The organism is Arthrobacter sp. MAHUQ-56, from assembly GCF_019710585.1.
Classification (GTDB): Bacteria; Actinomycetota; Actinomycetes; order Actinomycetales; family Micrococcaceae; genus Arthrobacter.
The window spans coordinates 240,584-254,457 of the sequence record NZ_JAIFZQ010000004.1; the positions used below are offsets into that span (position 1 = coordinate 240,584).

Annotated in this window: 10 protein-coding genes and 1 tRNA gene; 4 read left to right on the forward strand and 7 right to left on the reverse strand. The window is 68.2% G+C overall.

What is annotated here, in order from left to right; translation table 11 throughout:
• Position 1 precedes the first annotated feature (1 nt).
• Together glmU and K4G53_RS02685 are read right to left on the reverse strand one after the other, a co-directional pair.
• A complete protein-coding gene (gene glmU / locus K4G53_RS02680) occupies positions 2–1,480 on the reverse strand; it encodes a bifunctional UDP-N-acetylglucosamine diphosphorylase/glucosamine-1-phosphate N-acetyltransferase GlmU (protein ID WP_221383947.1) in 1,479 nt (492 codons plus the stop codon).
• A 103-nt stretch (positions 1,481–1,583) separates the two neighbouring features.
• Positions 1,584–1,655: transfer RNA gene (locus K4G53_RS02685), tRNA-Gln, on the reverse strand.
• 135 nt (positions 1,656–1,790) lie between these two features.
• On the opposite strand from K4G53_RS02685, the gene K4G53_RS02690 reads away from it, so the two are divergent.
• On the forward strand, positions 1,791–2,417 hold the full coding sequence (locus tag K4G53_RS02690) for a TetR/AcrR family transcriptional regulator (protein ID WP_221383948.1): 627 nt from the start codon (positions 1,791–1,793) through the stop codon (positions 2,415–2,417).
• Here K4G53_RS02690 and K4G53_RS02695 read toward each other — a convergent pair.
• From K4G53_RS02695 to K4G53_RS02715, 5 genes are all read right to left on the reverse strand, one after another.
• A complete protein-coding gene (locus tag K4G53_RS02695) occupies positions 2,414–4,246 on the reverse strand; it encodes an ABC-F family ATP-binding cassette domain-containing protein (RefSeq protein ID WP_221383949.1) in 1,833 nt (610 codons plus the stop codon). The two genes, K4G53_RS02690 and K4G53_RS02695, sit on opposite strands and share 4 nt — an antisense overlap.
• 33 nt (positions 4,247–4,279) lie before the next feature.
• The gene (locus K4G53_RS02700; protein WP_221383950.1) at positions 4,280–5,257 is read right to left on the reverse strand and encodes a 4-(cytidine 5'-diphospho)-2-C-methyl-D-erythritol kinase; all 978 of its coding nucleotides are present in this window, start codon (positions 5,255–5,257) and stop codon (positions 4,280–4,282) included.
• Entirely contained in the window at positions 5,254–6,126 is an 873-nt protein-coding gene (gene rsmA, locus K4G53_RS02705; protein ID WP_221383951.1) for a 16S rRNA (adenine(1518)-N(6)/adenine(1519)-N(6))-dimethyltransferase RsmA, read from the reverse strand. Before rsmA ends, K4G53_RS02700 begins: the two co-directional genes overlap by 4 nt.
• Positions 6,127–6,234: 108 nt before the next feature.
• Positions 6,235–7,395, reverse strand: coding sequence for a resuscitation-promoting factor (locus tag K4G53_RS02710; protein WP_221383952.1), 1,161 nt, complete (start codon positions 7,393–7,395; stop codon positions 6,235–6,237).
• 283 nt (positions 7,396–7,678) lie between these two features.
• Positions 7,679–8,581, reverse strand: a complete 903-nt coding sequence (locus tag K4G53_RS02715; protein WP_221383953.1) for a TatD family hydrolase — start codon at positions 8,579–8,581, stop codon at positions 7,679–7,681.
• Positions 8,582–8,743: 162 nt separating this feature from the next.
• Here K4G53_RS02715 and K4G53_RS02720 point away from each other — a divergent pair, with 162 nt between their 5' ends.
• From K4G53_RS02720 to K4G53_RS02730, 3 genes are read left to right on the forward strand one after another with little or no spacing between them, the layout of a single operon-like run.
• On the forward strand, positions 8,744–9,838 hold the full coding sequence (locus K4G53_RS02720; protein WP_221383954.1) for a MoxR family ATPase: 1,095 nt from the start codon (positions 8,744–8,746) through the stop codon (positions 9,836–9,838).
• Between the two features lie 10 nt (positions 9,839–9,848).
• A complete protein-coding gene (locus K4G53_RS02725; RefSeq protein WP_221383955.1) occupies positions 9,849–11,315 on the forward strand; it encodes a DUF58 domain-containing protein in 1,467 nt (488 codons plus the stop codon).
• Positions 11,312–13,846 carry a DUF3488 and transglutaminase-like domain-containing protein gene (locus tag K4G53_RS02730; protein ID WP_221383956.1) on the forward strand — a complete coding sequence of 845 codons (2,535 nt, stop codon included), beginning with the start codon at positions 11,312–11,314 and terminating at the stop codon, positions 13,844–13,846. Before K4G53_RS02725 ends, K4G53_RS02730 begins: the two co-directional genes overlap by 4 nt.
• Positions 13,847–13,874 lie beyond the last annotated feature (28 nt).

The following is a 13,874-nucleotide window of genomic DNA, read 5'->3' on the forward strand; positions in this document are numbered from 1 at the left end:
GTTACTTGCCCTCTTCTGTAGATGCCGGGGTACTTGAGGAGTGTTGGGTGGCCGCCTGGGCCAGTTCGGCGGAGCGGGTGCCCGGACGGTTCGCGGCAACCCAGCCTTCAGCGTTGCGCTGCGGCGCAACGTTGATTGCGAGGGCTCCCGCCGGTACGTCCTTGCGGATCACCGCGCCGGCGCCGCTGTAGGCGCCGTCCCCCACGGTGACCGGCGCAACAAAGACCGTGTTGGAACCTGTACGGACGCCGGAGCCGATCACCGTGCGGTGCTTCTTCTCGCCGTCGTAATTGGCCGTGATGTTGCCGCAGCCGATGTTGGTGTCTTCGCCGATTTCGGCGTCGCCCGCGTAGCCCAGGTGGGACAGTTTGGAGCCGCGGCCGATGGTGACGTTCTTGGTTTCGTAGAAGGCGCCGATCTTGCCTTTCTCCCCCAGGACCGTGCCAGGGCGGAGATAGGTGAAGGGGCCGACGGCGGCGCGCGGGCCGATGACGGAGCCGGAACCGTGCGTGCGGACCACCTGCGCGCCTTCACCGACCGTGACGTCGGTCAGGGTGGTGTCGGGGCCGACGACTGCGTCCCTGGCCACAGTGGTGGCCCCGTGCAGCTGCGTGTTGGGCAGGAGCCGGACATCCTCGTCGAGCGTCACGGAGGAGTCGATCCAGGTGGTGGCGGGGTCCACTACCGTGACGCCGGCCCGCATCCATGCCTCCACGGTGCGGCGGTTCAGCTCGGCCCCGAGGGCGGAAAGCTGGACGCGGTCGTTGGCGCCTTCCACCTGCCAGCGGTCGGCGGTGACGACGGCGGCCACCCGGCCGCCCGCCTCGCGCGCCAGTACCAGCACATCGGTCAGGTACTTCTCGCCCTGCGCGTTCTCGGTGGTCACTTTGGCCAGCGCGTCCCGGAGCACGGTGGCGTCGAAGGCGTAAATGCCGGAGTTGACTTCACGGATCAGGTGCTCGTCCTCGGAGGCGTCCTTGTGCTCGCGGATGCCGCTGACGGTTCCGTCTTCCCCGCGGAGGATGCGGCCGTAGCCTGCGGCGTCGTCCAGGACTGCGGTCAGGACAGTCACGGCGTTGGCATCACGCTCGTGGGTGGCGACGAGTTCGGCGAGCAGTTCGCCGGAAAGCAAGGGGACGTCTCCGTAGGTGACCACCACGGTGCCCGTCAGGTGGCCGTCAGCGTCCAGCACCTCGAGGGCCGCCTCGACGGCGCGGCCGGTGCCGGGGATGTCGTCCTGGTCCACGATGACTGCCTTGGGATCCAGCGCTGAAACGTGCCCGGCCACGAGGTCGCGTTCGTGGCGCACCACGATGGCCAGCCGCTGCGGGTTGATGCTGCGCGCGGCCCGGAGGGCGTGGCCCACCATGGACAGGCCGCCGATTTCATGGAGGATCTTCGGTGTACGCGACTTCATCCGGGTACCGGCGCCTGCTGCCAGAACGATTACAGCGGCCGGGCCGGCATTCTCGGGGATCACGTACGGGCTCTCCTTGCTTGATTGGGCTGGCGCCTGGCGGTGTACAGCCGGCTCGCCGGCCCCGCACCGGGCGCCATCCTGCTGAACGCTCCTCGCACAGCAGTTCCGCCCATAGGATTCGAACCTATACTCCACGGCTCCAAAGGCCGGGGTGCTGCCGTTACACCAGAGCGGACCGTGCCGTAGGCGCAAGGCCCGGGCACAAGTCCCTATTTTGCCACGGGTTCAGGGCAGCGCGCGACCAAGGGGCTTCCGCCCCCGGCCGGCCGCACCGGAAAGCGCGCCCCGGCAGGTGGTGCATGATGGAAATGTGAGCAACAACCTTCCGCGGACGCGGATGACTGGCCTGCAGCGGCGAAGCCAGCTGATCGGCGTCGGCCGCGGACTTTTCGCCGTGCGCGGCCTGGACGGGACCACCATCGAGGAAATCGCCGCCTGTGCCGGCGTGTCCAAACCGGTCATCTACGAACACTTCGGTTCCAAGGAAGGCCTCTACACCGAAGTGGTCAACTGCGAATTCCACATCCTGCTGGACGCGGTCAACACCGCCCTCACAGAGGAAGCCAAGCCCCGCGTCCTGGTGGAACGTGCGGCACTGGCCCTGCTGACCTACATCGAAGACCGCACGGAGGGTTTCCGGATCCTGATGCGTGACGCTCCCCCGTCCCAGCCGGAGGGCGCGTTCTCCACGCTGCTGTCCCACGTGACCGCCCGGGTGGAGCACATTCTCTCCGACGAGTTCTCGCGCCGCGGCTTCAGCGGGGAGGACGGGGCCATGTACGCCCAGATGCTCGTCGGCATGGTGGCCATGACCGGCCAATGGTGGCAGGACAGCCGGACGCCCGACAAGCACACCGTCGCCGCGCACCTGGTCAACCTCGCCTGGAACGGCCTGACCGGCCTCAAGAAGGAACCGGAGCTGCAGAGCGGGCCCTAGTCGCCCAGGAGCTCCGATGCCTCAAGCCACTCCAGTTCCAGGGCGTCCTTTTCGTCGGCAAGGTCCTTGAGCTGGCTGTTCTGCTGGGCGAGGGCGTCGAAGTCGTTCTTCTCCGTGCTCTTGACCATGTCGTCGTGGAGTTTCTTCTCCTGCTGGTCAAGCTTCTTGAGCTGCCGCTCGATCCGGTTGAGGGCCTTGCGGGCCTCCCGCTTTTCGGCTTCGGAGGGGCCGGAGGCGGTAGCCGTGGAGGCCGCACCGGATCCTCCCGCGGTGACGGGGCTGCCGCCGCCGGCCACGGTGGAGCCGGCCAGCGCCGCTTCACGCAGCTCGAGGTACTGGTCCACGCCGCCAGGCAGGCCGCGGAGCTTCCCGTCGCCCAGCAGTGCCATCTGGTGGTCCGTGACGCGTTCAAGCAGGTAACGGTCGTGGCTGACCACCACCAGGGTGCCCGGCCAGCCGTCCAGGACATCCTCCACGGCGGCGAGAGTGTCGGTGTCGAGGTCGTTGGTGGGCTCGTCGAGCATCAGCACGTTCGGCTCCCCCACGAGCAGCCGCAGCAGCTGCAGGCGCCGCCGCTCCCCGCCGGACAGGTCCTTCACCGGCGTCCACTGCTTCTGGTTGGTGAAGCCGAGCTGTTCCACCAGCTGTCCTGCCGTGAATTCCCTGCCACCGACGTTGAAGGAACGCTTTTCGCGCTCGATGACCTCGATGACGCGCAGGTCGGCGACGTCGTCGAGCTCCTTGACTTCCTGGGTGAGGACTGCGGTGACCACGGTCTTTCCCCGCTTGAGCTTTCCGGCGTCCGGCGTAATCTCGCCGTTCAGGAGCTTCAGGAGGGTGGTCTTGCCGGCGCCGTTGACACCCACGAGCCCCAGCCGCTCCCCCGGGGCCAGCCGGAGGGTGATGTTGTCGAACAGTTTCCTGCCCCCGTCGCCATCCCGGAAATTCAAGGAGACGTGTTCCAGGTCAAGGACGTCCTTGCCCAGCCGGGCGGTGGCCATCTTGCTCAGCGCCGTGGAATCCCTGGGCTCCGGGACGTCGGCGATGAGGGCGTTGGCCGCCTCGATCCGGAATTTCGGCTTGGAGGTCCGTGCCGGGGCGCCGCGGCGAAGCCACGCAAGCTCCTTCTTGACCAGCTGCTGGCGCTTGCCCTCCACCACCGCGGCCATCCGGTCACGCTCGGCGCGGGCCAGCACATAGGCGGCGTACCCGCCCTCGAACGGGTCCACGATTCCGTCGTGCACTTCCCAGGTCTTGGTGCAGACCTCATCCAGGAACCAGCGGTCGTGGGTGACCACCAGGAAGGCGCCCTGGTTGGCCCGCCATCGTGTCTTCAGGTGCCGGGCCAGCCAGGCAACGCCCTCGACGTCGAGGTGGTTGGTGGGCTCATCCAGCATGATGACGTCGTGGTCCTCAATGAGCAGCTTGGCCAGCGCCACCCGGCGCTTCTGGCCGCCGGAGAGGGCGTGGACGTTGGCGTGCCAGTCGACGTCGGACACCAGGCCGCCCATGATTTCACGGATGCGGGGATTTCGGGCCCACTCGTAGTCCGCCTGGTCACCGACGATGGCCGCGCCGACTGTCAGGTCGCCGTCGAGCACGTCGCTTTGGTCCAGGTACCCGATATTAACGTCGCCACGCTTGGTAACGCGGCCGGAATCCGGGGTGGAGCGGAGGGCGAGCAGCCTCATCAGGGTGGACTTGCCGTCGCCGTTGCGGCCCACCATGCCGATCCGGTCGCCCTCCTCGAGCCCCAGGGTGACGCCGTCCAGGACGGTGCGGGTTGCGTAGGAGACCGTGAGGTTTTCGCCGCCAAGAAGGTGTGCCAAAGGGAACTGCTTTCTGCTGCCGGGCTGGAGGAACTAAAGGAGGGTGTCGGAGATGATGCGCGCGCCGGGGACCGGGCCATGGACGGGAAGGGCAGTCAGGCCGTGGTGCCGCAGGTCCTCGGCCAGCGCCTCGGCCGCGGCGGAGCCGTCCGCCAGCAGGGCCACGGTGGGGCCGGAACCGGAAACGATGCCCGCCACGGCGCCGTGGGACTCCCCGATCCCCAGCGTATCCCGCAGCGCCGGGGACAGTTCGATGGAGGCACGCTGAAGGTCGTTGACCAGGACGCGGCTCAGGGATGCAGCATCGCCGCTGCGGAGGGCGGTCAGGATCCGGGGGTCCACACCCGTGGGTTCCCCGGCAACGATCCCTTCGGCCCCGCGCAGCCGGTCCAGGGTCCGGTAAACCTCAGGTGTGGACAGGCCGTAGTCCGCCACCACCAGCACCCAGTGGGTCTGTGCCTTGGCCAGGGCCGGGGACAGCTCGTCCCCGACGCCGAGGCCGACGGCGGTGCCGCCCAGCAGGGAGAAGGGCACGTCGGCGCCCAGTTCCGCGGCCAGGTGCGCGAGTTCCTCCCGGGACAGTCCGCTGTTCCACAGGGCGTCGCAGGCCAGGAGCGTGGCTGCGGCGTCCGCGGACCCCCCACCCATCCCGCCGGCCACGGGGACCCGCTTGGTGATTTCCAGATGCACGCCTGTGGCATGCTCGGAGACGTCGGCCATGATGGCGGCTGCCTTGTAGGCCAGGTTGCTGCTGTCCAGGGGGATGTCGGCGGCGTCGAGGTCCAGCGTGCTCGCAGGGCTGAGGCTGATGGTGATCCCGGGGGCGGCGGTACTGGTGGCGGCGACCTCTTCGTAAAGGGATACGGCGAGGTACACGCTGGCCACCGAATGGTAGCCGTCCGGCCGGAGCGGGCCCACGGCGAGCGACACGTTGACCTTGCCGGGAGCTTTGACCCGGACGGTCCTGGCGGCGAAGCGCCCTGTGCCCGCCCTTTCAAGTCCCGCGCTCACGGGCGGTTTTCCTTGGCTTCCGCGATCCTTGCGAACGCCGCGATGTCGATGACCTCGCCACGGGCTGTCGGGTCGACGCCGGCAGCGAGCAGGCAGCGTTCGGCCTCCGGTGCTCCTCCCGCCCATCCGGCAAGGGCAGCCCGGAGCGTCTTGCGGCGCTGGGCAAAGGCGGCGTCCACCACGGCGAACACCTGTTCGCGGGTTGCCTTGGTTGCCGGCGGCTCACGCCGGGTAAAGGCCACGAGCCCGGAGTGGATCTTCGGCGCTGGCCAGAAGACGTTCATTCCGATGACGCCGGCCTTGCGCATCTGGCTGTACCAGGCGGCTTTGACGGACGGAACGCCGTAGGTTTTGGAACCGGGGCCTGCTGCCAGCCGGTCCGCCACTTCGTCCTGCACCATGACCAGCCCGTGCTGCAGGCTGGGAAAATGCTGCAGGAGATGCAGCACCACGGGCACCGCCACGTTGTACGGCAGGTTTGCCACCAGCGCGGTGGGCTCCACGGGCAGTTCCGTGACTTTCATGGCGTCGGCGTTGACCAGGTGGAAGGATCCTGCCGCGGCCGGGCGCCATTCCTTTACGGTTTCCGGGAGCTTTGCCGCCAGCACGGGATCGATTTCGACGGCGACCACGGCGGCCGCCGCATCGAGCAGCCCCAGCGTCAGGGAGCCCAGGCCGGGGCCGACTTCGAGGACGGTTTCGTCCGGCCGAACGCCGGCGGCGGCGACGATCCTGCGGATGGTGTTGCCGTCGATAACGAAGTTCTGGCCCAGCGTCTTGGTGGGCCTGACCCCGATCTCCTCTGCCAGCCGGCGTATGTCGGATGCACCGAACAGCGGTGCGGGCGTAGCGGGGATGGGTTCAGTCACCTAGGTATCCTATCCCGCGCCGCCTCCCTGCCCGCCCGCTTAACGGCAGTGGCCGGGCCCGATAATCACGGGCCCGGCCACTGCTGCTAAGGGTTTTGCGCTAAGGAATCAGCGGCTTGCTGCCCAGCCGCAGCCCCACGGCTGCAGGCCGCGCTGGGCGTACACCCGGTTGGCGATGTCGATCTGCTGGGCCTTGGTGGCAAGGCTGGCGTTCGGAGCGTAGGCACCGCCGCCGGATCCGATCCAGGTGCGGATATCGAACTGGAGGCCGCCGTAGTACCCGTTGCCGGTGTTGATGCTCCAGTTGCCGCCGGACTCACACTGGGCAATCTTGTCCCACATGGCTTCGTTCATCATTGCCGGTGCTGCGGCCCCGGTGTTGGCCCCTGCCGGGGCAGCTTCCACGGCCGGCTTGGCCTTGGTGCCCACAGTGACCTTTTCGGTAACAGGCTGGACGGCGACGTTCTCGGAGACCAGGGAGCGGGAGGCTTCACGTCCGTCCACCAGCACCAGCTTGAAGGTGCGCTCGATCTTGCCTGCGGCACCTGCCTGCGTTACTTCCTTCTCTCCCTTGAGCATGTCCGCGCTTTCGGCGGTCACCGTCTGGAAGGGCACCTCCTCGGTGCTGACGGCGGTCTGGCTGGTATCGACCCGCGAAACCTTGATGACCATGTCGTTCACGACGTTGGCATTGGCCGGCTGGGACGTGCGGTCGTTCGCGCCGAGGGTTATGCCGGCCTCTTCGAGGACCTTGCCCACGGTGGCTGCCGTGGTGGTGGCGGTGTTTGCCTTGCCGTCAGCCACGATGCTGACGGACTTGGGGGTGGAGATGGCGACGTAGGAGCCCGCCAGCGACAGCTGCGCGTCCTTCGGAGCGGAAACCGATGACGCACTGGCGACACCGAGCTCGGTGACGAGGTCTTCAACATCCTGGGCGGTGGTGTTGACCGTCTTCTCGGCCCCGTCCAGGCTCACCTTGACCTCTTTGGCCTGGTTGATGTTGATCACGGTCCCGTTGTGGACGGTTGCGTCGAGCGAGGGCGAGACCCGGTCGCTGGGCTTCAGGTCCAGGTTGGCGCTCTTGACCACCTGACCCACCGTCCCGCCGAACGACTGGACGGATGAGACCTTGCCGTCGACGTTCAGCGTGATGGTTTTGTTATTGCCGACGAAGGCTACGAGGCCTGCCACCAGGCCGCAAAGCACCAGCAGCTGGGCGCCAACCTTGATGAAGCTGAACTTGCCGTCCGTTGTGAAGAACTTGATCACGATTGCCCGTAACTCTAGGTCCATCCGGGCACGGGGATCATGCGCAGTAAAATGCCCGGCACCGTCGCCAAAAAGGGACAGTCCGGGCACCAATGCGCCGCCACACTTTCGGCAGCCGGGACACGGGATTTCCCCGTCAGAATCGGCTGCGAAATAAAGTGAAAATATCCGATGGCCTTCCCCGACCCCGGCTAATAGATCTCCACTGTAACCGTAGCGTTATAAAGGGGCCAACATTTTTGCATACCAGGTATTCTCCGGCGTTACCGGAACGGTATCCCGCTCAGGCCCATGAACCGTATGCCCGCACGGTATTTTCGCTGATTCCGGCACAGAGACCGGCCAGGTCAGATCCTGTCAATTCCGCCATGGTCCGCACCGTGTAGGGAACCATGTAGCTGGCGTTGGGCTTGCCGCGATGCGGGTGCGGGGTCAGGAACGGGGCATCGGTTTCCACCAGGAGAAGCCGGGGGTCCGCAACCGCCAGGGCGGAGCGGAGGTTCGCGGCATTCCTGAAGGTCAGGGTGCCGGCGAACGACATCCACCAGCCTGCCTCATTGCAGGTCCTGGCCAGTTCCTCGTCGCCGGAGAAGCAATGGAACACCACCCGCTCGGGGGCGCCCTCTTCGCGGAGCACCCGCACCACGTCGCCGTGCGCATCCCGGTCGTGGATCTGGAGGGTGAGGTCCAGGCGCTTGGCGATGTCGATGTGCCGGCGAAAGGAGTACTCCTGGTGGGCCAGGCCTTCGCCTTCCGTGCGGAAGTAGTCGAGCCCGGTCTCGCCGATGGCACGGATACGTGGGTGGGCGGCGAGGCGTTCAATCTCCTCAAGCGCCGCCTCAAGGTGGCCGCGGGCGGCGTAGTGGGGAGCGTCGTTCGGGTGCAGCGCCACCGCCCCCAGGAGCCGGGGGTCCCGGTCCACTGCTTCCACGGTGAAGCGCGACGATTCCAGGTCGCAGCCCACCTGGACGGCGCCCTGGACGCCCACGGCCGCGGCGGCATCGAGGGCAGCCTTGATGCCTACAGGCGCCTTGCCGTCGGGGAAGTCCAAATGGGTGTGGTTGTCCATGACGGGGACCGGAAGCGGCTCCGGGGCAGGAGGAAATTCCTTCCGGGGACGGCCTTCCAGTCCGGAAGCTTCGTCGGCGGGCGCCTGGTACGCGGCGGGAATCAGCGTATTGCACATCCAAACAGCCTAACCGGCGGCAGATGCCCCCTAATCGCCGGAACATTCTGTCTGCCGCGGCAGTTGTCTTAGTAGTCTGGTACGAACACATGCGAACGCCCACCGACGGGCGCAGGCAGGCTTGCTGTCCCGTCCAGGTGAAACCGGGCTGAAAGGTTGCCGATGGAACCCCACCGACGCACTGCCGACAATGTGAGCGCTCCGAACCTTAACCTGGCCGGCGTCGCAGATTCCGTGAGCCGCTTGAACGCGCACCGGCCTGACCCCATGGACGTGGAGGCGTTCCACGCCGCCAGCGAGCGCATCCTTTCCACCGTAAACACCGTGATTGACGGCAAATCCGACGCCGCCAGGCTGGCGCTCACCGTCCTGCTCGCCCAGGGGCACCTGCTGCTGGAGGATGTGCCAGGCGTGGGCAAGACCCTGCTGGCGAAGACCCTCGCGCGCACCATCGACTGCACGGTCAACCGCATCCAGTTCACACCGGACCTGCTGCCGTCCGACGTGACCGGCGTATCCATCTACAACCAGTCCTCCCGGCTGTTCGAATTCCGACCCGGTGCCGTATTTGCGAACATCGTCATCGGCGACGAGATCAACCGGGCCTCCGCCAAGACGCAGTCCGCCCTGCTCGAATGCATGGAGGAGCACCAGGTCACGGTGGACGGCACCTCCTACCGGCTCGATGAGCCATTCATGGTGGTGGCTACCCAGAACCCCATCGAGATGGAAGGGACCTACCCGTTGCCGGAGGCCCAGCGCGACCGCTTCATGGCCCGGATCTCGATGGGCTACCCGGACAAGGACGCCGAAATCGAGATGCTGGAGACCCACCAGTCGGCCTCCCCGCTGGCGTCCGTGGCAGCCGTGGTGTCGGCCGCCGACGTCGCGTCGATGATCGCCACGGTGCAGCAGGTCTTTGTGTCGCAGTCGGTGAAGGAGTACACGGTCTCCGTCGGCCGGGCGACCAGGGAGAGCCCGCTGCTCCGGCTCGGCGCCAGCCCGCGTTCAATGTTGCAGCTGCTCAGGGCGGCCAAGGCCACGGCGGCACTGGATGGTAGGGACTTCGTCCTGCCGGACGACGTCCGGGAGGTCGCCGAAGCGGTCCTGGCGCACAGGATCATCCTTGACCGGAAGGCGGCCGGTGCGGGCGAAACACCGCACAGCGTGCTGCGGAACATCCTTTCCCGGCTGCCCGTCCCCCAGGACGCCCCCGGCTCCCGGGCCGCGGCGGTAGCCGGCAGCAGGAACCGCTGAAGGCCGAACCATGGCGCTGCTGGACAGACTTCCCCGGCACCTGTTCACCAGGCGCGGATGGGGCATGCTGGCGGCCGGTGCCTTTACCCTGGCCGCGGCCCAGGTCATGGGGCGCCGGGACCTGCTGACGCTGGCGGTCCTGCTGCTGGTGCTTCCGCTGGTGTCCCTGGCCGGCACGCGGCTGGTCAAGCCGCGGTTCCGGGTGTACCGGGAATTCAACCCGGCACCAGTCGAAACGTCCGCCCCCACAACCGTCAGCCTGGCGGTGGCCAGGACCGGCCCGGCCAGCGGGCCGGTGACCATGGAGGAACGGCTGCCCGTCCGTTTTGGCGAGACTCCCGCGTTCCGGTTCCCGTCCCGCTCCGCCGCCGGCGGCACCAGCCGATATGAATACCAGCTCCGGTCCAGCCAGCGCGGCCAGTTCCGGATCGGGCCTGTCACTGCCGAGTTCACCGACCCCTTTGGGCTGTCCCTGCACCGCCAGGCGATAGACGACGGCGACGTCCTCACCGTGACGCCGGCCGCCGTCGTGCTTCCCATGACCGGCCTGGCAGGCGCGCGGGGCAACGACGGCGTGACGGCCACCCGCATCCGCGCCAACCCCAGCGATGACGACGTCATGACGCGTGAATACCGGCACGGCGACCCGATGCGCCGGGTGCACTGGGCCGCCACCGCCAGGCATGGAGCCCTGATGGTGAGGCAGGAGGAATCGGTCACCACGCCCGAGGCCACCATCATCCTGGACCACCGCTACGGGGCGTTTTCCGGCGGGGCCGGTTCTGCGGTGCCGGGGCTTGCCGGGCCGGACGGCCACGCGCTGGCCAGCAGCAAAGCGTTCGAATGGGCGGTGGTTGCCGCCATGTCCATCAGCGCACACCTCGCGGAGCGCAACTATGGGCTGCGGCTGCTGGACGCCGGCGGGGAACCGGCGTTCCTCCACTCCCCCTCGGCGCCGGACCCTGCCGCCGAGGAATTCACTGGAACGGCCGGGCTGCAGTCGGTCGCCGAGAGCCTGGCGGCCATCCAGCTGACCGGGGCACACCATGTGCGGCGGGACGGCGTCCTGGCCGACATCGCACGGAGGAACGGCGGCCGGCGGGGAGCCCAAGAAGTCCGCGGCCACGGCCACCCGGACCCTGGCCCGGCACCTTTCGACGACCACCTCATGGACAAGCTGTCCGCCCACCGGATGCGCGGCCCCCTGATCGCCGTGCTGGGAAGGGTCAGCGCCGAGGAGGCGTTGGCCCTGGCCCCCGCGGCCGCGTACGGAACCAACGCCTTTGCGCTGGTGGCCGCGGAAAAGCCTGAGGAGTTCCAGGACGTCCTCGAAGTGCTGCGACAGGGCGGCTGGCGGGCGGCGGCCGTAACTCCACAGGTCAGCGTCGCCGCCGCCTGGAGCCAGTTCGACCAGGACCCCGCCCTGCCGGCGGCACCGGCCGCGGACGTCCGGCGTGGAGCGGGGATGCCGACATGACTGTTGCACCGGCCAGGCCGCAGGGCACCGGACAGGAAACCCCGCATCCGGCAGGACCCGGGGGCCGCAGGAGGGCGGGCGCTTATCCCTGGGCCATGGCGGTGTCCATTGCGGTGGCTGTCAGCGGGGCCGCGCTGTCCCTGAACGGTGTCCTGCGCGGCTGGAACTGGTATTGGGCCGTCCTGACAACCGTGGCGGCGGTCAGTTTCACCCTTGCCGCCCTGCGGTCCATCCGCGCGCAGCCCCTGCTGGTCACGGCGGGAGGCTTCCTTGCCCTGGGCGCTGTTTTGACCCTGACGTTCTTCCGCAGTTCAAGCATCCTGTGGATCATTCCCAGCGGCGCGAGTTTCCGTGACTTGGACCGGCTGATCAGGCGTGCCAGCGAGACGGTCCTGGCAGAGACGGCACCGGTTGCGCCCAATGTGGGCATTGTGATGGTCATTTGTGCCGTGCTCGGCCTGGCTGTCATCCTCGTGGACGCTCTCGCCGTCCCGCTGGGCATGCCGGCCGCCTCCGGGATGGGGCTGCTGGCACTCCTGGTGGTGCCGGCCATGATCAAGCCGCAGAGCGTGGGTCCGTGGAGTTTCGCCGTGACCGTGGCCGGGTACCTTATGGTCCTGGCCTGCAGCCAGTGGTTTTCGCCGGACGGCAGGATGCAGGCCAACTCCGCCCGCAGTCCCGGCATGCTGCGCCGGGCGGCACTTACCGGCGCAGTTGCACTGACCGCCACTCTGGTCCTGCCGCTGGCCATCCCGGGTTTTGACCGCGGAACCTTTCCGCAGGGCTCCCGGCTGAACCCCTGGGGCGGCTCCACCGGCCTGAATCCCATGATCACCCTTGGCAACAGCCTCCGGACACCGGACGGCAGCGGCCGCATCACCTACGCCACCAGTTCGTCCGCGCCGCTCTATTTGCGCTCAGTCACGGTGGATAATTTCGACGGCGATTCCTGGGGCCCGGACGACCGCGCCGGGTCACGGCTTCCGCTCGCCGGCCGCATAGACCCTGGTTACGCCGTGCTGGCCGATGAGCAGGTACGGCAGGTGACCGCCATAGAGACCGGATCGTTCAGCAGCCCCTACCTTCCCGCCCCCTACGCCCCGGAGACCATCCGCGGCCTGAGCGGCCAGTGGACGTGGGACCCCGCCACGCTCTCCATCAAGGGGACGGACACCACGTCGCGGCGGCAGGAGTATGTGGTTACGTCTGCCGTGCCCAAGCTTTCGGCAGCCCTGCTCGCCCAGTCCTCAGGCGCTGCCCGCGGCATCCCCGACGACTTCACACGGATCCCGGGCAACGTTCCGGACATCGTGAAAAGCACTGCCAGGACAGTGGCCGGTTCCGCTGCCACCCCCTATGCCAAAGCAATCGCCATCCAGAAGTACCTGCGCTCGGCCGAGTTCACCTATTCGCTGCAGTCCCCGGTGCAGGGCGGCTACGACGGCAACGGGCTTTCCGTCCTGGCTGACTTCCTCCAGCAAAAGAGCGGCTACTGCATCCACTACGCGTCAGCCATGGCCGTCATGGCCCGGCTGGAAGGGATCCCGAGCCGGATCGCGGTGGGCTATGCACCCGGCAGGTTGACGGGGGCTACGGCATCAGTGGCAGGGCAGGGCACCCTCCCCGAGTACGAAGCGGACGCCCGGGACGCCCATGCCTGGCCTGAACTGTACTTCCAGGGCCTGGGCTGGGTGCCCTTCGAACCCACGCCTTCACGGGGCGTGGTTCCGGACTATGCCACCGAGGCGGCCGTTTCCTCAGTGCCGGATGCGCTTGGCAACAACGATGGCCTGGTGCCCGATGCCGCACCCGCTCCCACGCCCGCCCCCAGCGCCGCTCCGCTGCCGGCCCCCGGGGCGGGCAACGGCGCCGGCGGTGACGCCCCGCTGCTGCCTTGGCTGCTGGGCACGGCAGCGGCGCTGGGAGCTGGCCTGGTGGCGGCCGCGCCACGCTTGGTCCGCACGGCCATCAGGGCACGGCGGCTGCGGCCGAAGCGCCCGGGCGATGCCGTCCCGCTGGCATGGAGCGAACTCCTTGACCTCGGCACGGACTACGGCCTGCCGCCCGGTGCCAGCGAGACGCCAAGGGCCTACGCCGCACGGTTCCGCCAGGCACTGCTGGGGGAAGCGGGCGGCATGGATGAACAGGCACGCCAGGTTGTCGCCTCCCTGACCGCGGGTTTCGAACGGTACCGGTACGGCCGGCCGGACCCCGCCGACGGCGCTGCAGGCTTGCTGCCTGCAGCGGACGTGCCGGATCCCGGCACCGGCGTGGCCGCGCTTGAAACAGCGCTGCGTGAAAATGCCACCCTCCCCCGGCGCCTGCGTGCGGCCTGGCTGCCGCCGTCCGTCACGGAGCGCCTGGGCCGGCTGGCCGGCCTGCCGTTCCGGGTGGCCGGCAGTGCGGCCAGGAAGGTGGCAGCAGCCGCCGTGCACCGCCGGCGGCATGGCCGGGCGGAAATTCCGGCGCGGGTCACTCCAAGGCCAGGGCCTTCCGCTCCAGGCAGGCGTGCCGGCGGCACCCGAAACTGAAAGGGCGCTGCCGGCCGGGGATGTCCCG

Excerpts from the sequence above, each read along its gene's own strand:
- K4G53_RS02715 (WP_221383953.1), bottom strand. The coding sequence starts at position 8,581 with ATGTGCAATACGCTGATTCCCGCCGCGTACCAGGCGCCCGCCGACGAA.
- K4G53_RS02730 (WP_221383956.1), top strand. The coding sequence starts at position 11,312 with ATGACTGTTGCACCGGCCAGGCCGCAGGGCACCGGACAGGAAACCCCG.
- K4G53_RS02720 (WP_221383954.1), top strand. The coding sequence starts at position 8,744 with ATGGAACCCCACCGACGCACTGCCGACAATGTGAGCGCTCCGAACCTT.
- K4G53_RS02725 (WP_221383955.1), top strand. The coding sequence starts at position 9,849 with ATGGCGCTGCTGGACAGACTTCCCCGGCACCTGTTCACCAGGCGCGGA.